2 protein-coding genes are annotated in these 2,241 nt (G+C 37.3%); one reads left to right on the forward strand and one right to left on the reverse strand.

Annotated features, from left to right (window positions below):
* Positions 1–899: amino acid permease (locus tag AC1DUW_RS26525; RefSeq protein ID WP_477643895.1), on the reverse strand; the 899-nt coding region annotated here is incomplete at its 3' end.
* A gap of 546 nt (positions 900–1,445) precedes the next feature.
* Between AC1DUW_RS26525 and AC1DUW_RS26530 the strand changes: the two genes are divergently transcribed.
* A partial coding sequence (locus AC1DUW_RS26530) for a DUF3900 domain-containing protein (protein WP_477643896.1) occupies positions 1,446–2,241 on the forward strand: 796 nt, incomplete at its 3' end.

The raw sequence follows: 2,241 nt of genomic DNA on the forward strand, positions 1-2,241 counted from the left end.
GCGCTTTGTAGTACTAAAGAAATCGGGTGATCCAGTGCCGTTGCGAACTGTGCATACGGTACCACACCTGTCATAATTAAACTAACAATCATATAAAGTACAACACAAATAATCAATGAACCGATAATCCCACGTGGTAAATTCTTTCCTGGATTTCTTGTTTCCTCAGCAGCAGATGCTACTGCATCAAAGCCGATAAATGCAAAGAACATTAAAGCGGCTGTAGAAAATACTCCACTGATTCCGAATGGCATTAATGGCTGCCAGTTTTCAGGTTTCACATAGTAAATAGAAGAGACGATAAACAACAAAACAACGATCACTTTAATAACAACCATAATGTTGTTGATCCTTGTAGTTTGTTTCGTACCTCTAGAAATCAATAAAGTAATAGCCATAACTATTAAAAAGGCTGGCGAGTTCATATAAGTTGTAACACCCTCAATTGAACCAGGTGCTGCGGTTAGTTTCTCCGGGAAGTTAATCCCGAATCCACCTAAAAACGATTGGAAATAACCAGACCAGCCGGCCGATACGGCACTAACTGCCAATAAGTATTCAAGGATTAAATCCCACCCTATAATCCAGGCAGCAAATTCACCTAGTGTTGCATACGCATAAGTGTAAGTTGAACCAGATACCGGCACGGATGATGCAAATTCAGCATATGAAAGTGCTGCGAATAAACAAGCAAGGCCGGCAATGACGAACGATAACGAAAGCGCTGGACCAGCATTAACTGCTCCAGTTCCCGTTAATACAAAAATACCAGTGCCAATTATTGCTCCAATTCCTAGCATCGTTAAGTCCCAAGCACCTAGTTCCCTTTTCAACCCCTTACTGTTGGAACCAGCGTTTTTCAATAAGTCCTCAATAGTCTTCTTTCTAAAAATACTCATGTTTTCTCCTCCGCAAATTCAAAAAACTATTCAGAAAATAACAAATAAATGAATTCACTTACTTTTTATAATAGAGAATGTTCGACAAAATTCAACAATTCCTGAATTATCTGACTTTCAAATTATACGTATTAAACCCTTATACATCATTGGTTTTATTATAGTAGAATTTCTATTTTGAAAATTCGCTGAATATCTCTAGTGATTTTTCGACATAATTCTCCATCAAATGTTTAGGTGCATTTACATATAGAACGTTAAAATAAATATCAAAATTTTATAATCTTACATGAATGGATTAGACAAATCCTGAGCTGGGATACCTACTTACCCTTTTAGATCTTCATTTGATTCTATTTTCCAGTATATCCAAATTTTAGATAGAGACTCCAATTTTTGTTCCCTACTCTTATTATTATGGAATAATACACCATAATTATTCTAGCCATTCAAGAACTAATGGTTTGACGAAATTGATGTACATCTCTATACTTATTAAGTCTTAAAAAGTACGGGAAATATGCTTAATTGGAGATGGTGACTTTCATGGATTTTACGATTACCTATCTGTYTTTTTATTTAATACAGGTTGAAGGAAAAGGCGATCAGGCTGATAAACGATTTAAACATTTTCAAACACTCGATACCCAGGAATACGAAGAAAGTCCTTTAAAGGATTTTTTGGATGGGGAATTGATGAAAATCTCCAAACGAAAAGTAGACCGTCATCCAAAAACTGAACAAATACCCACAAAAATCGGTTCTTTTATTGTTGAAGAAGGCCATGCACTTGATTCCAACCCAAATTACAATGTATTTAACCGTGTCCGCTTTGCCGGTACAAAAGAAGTCTTCCAGCAGGAAAATGAACAATTCGCTCAGTCTTATATAGATACAAGTGCAGTGCGTGGCGGGGTCTTCCTAGTCGCATCTGCTAAATTAACGAAATATCTAGATGAACCGTTCGTCTTCTTATTAAAATGTGATTTCGAGCCAAAGGTTGCTTCCATATCAGATGAACGAACACTAATTCGACACGTTGAAATGGCAATCACCAMCAAAAATATGAAATCCATCCAATACCCCTATATGCCCGAAGAAGGAATGGTAGAAGAAGCCGAACTGAAAATCCACCAGGCTTCACATGCTCGCTACTTTGAGGACTTTTTGAAATTCGTTGAATATGGCGAATCGATGCCAGAAATCATGAAAAACCAGGTCATCCACATGGTYCATGAACATGTATCCGCACAATTTGAAGAAAACAGTGACGAACTGCAGAAATTCGAACAGGACCTGGAAATCTGGGAAACRAGCGATAAAMGRGAAATCCAGGAACGCC

The organism is Peribacillus sp. P4_C12, assembly GCF_056402095.1.